Genomic DNA, 734 nt, shown 5'->3' on the forward strand with positions numbered 1-734 from the left:
CTAGGTTGGTGGATGGCTGAGATGTCGGCACTATTCTTAGCCTCCTCTATTCTTGTAGCGATTGTCGCTAGAATGGGTGAAGAAGAGTTTAGTAACACATTTGTAGAAGGTGCACGTGAGTTACTAGGTGTTGCATTGGTTATCGGGTTAGCGCGCGGTATCGTCGTCATCATGGACTCGGGTAATCTGACAGGCACTATTTTATATGCATCTGAAGGCATGGTTAGTGGTTTAAGTGAAATTGGATTCATTAACGCTATGTTTGGTGTGCAAATACTTTTGTCGTTCTTCGTACCGTCTTCATCTGGCTTAGCAGTTTTGTCGATGCCAGTGATGGCGCCACTTGCCGAATTCTCTGGAGTTGCTAGTCATCTTGCAGTCACGGCATTTCAGTCGGCAAGCGGTCTAGTTAATCTAGTTAACCCTACATTTGCTGTTGTTATGGGCGGTTTGGCGATCGGTCGCGTGCCATACAACAAGTGGCTAAGCTTCACATGGCCTCTACTGCTAATTCTTGCAGTGTTGATTATGGGTACACTAACAGTAGGTACAATCGTGTAATACGAAGTTGCACTAATTGAACGACACAAACCCTCGCTTCGGTGGGGTTTTTTTATGCCCCAAACCTACCCTAGAAACAATGCATAATAAAGCTCATCATCATGTAACAAGAATTTGCATTTTTTGTTACTTGTCAGCGCGTTACTATTTTTTTAAAGTTGACCGATTGGTAA

The 734-nt window shown here is 43.7% G+C and carries 1 pseudogene; it reads left to right on the top strand.

What is annotated here, in order from left to right:
- A pseudogene (locus A3762_RS09900) lies at window positions 1-561 on the top strand (YfcC family protein); the annotation flags it as partial.
- Window positions 562-734 lie beyond the last annotated feature (173 nt).

Source organism: Oleiphilus sp. HI0125 (assembly GCF_001635355.1).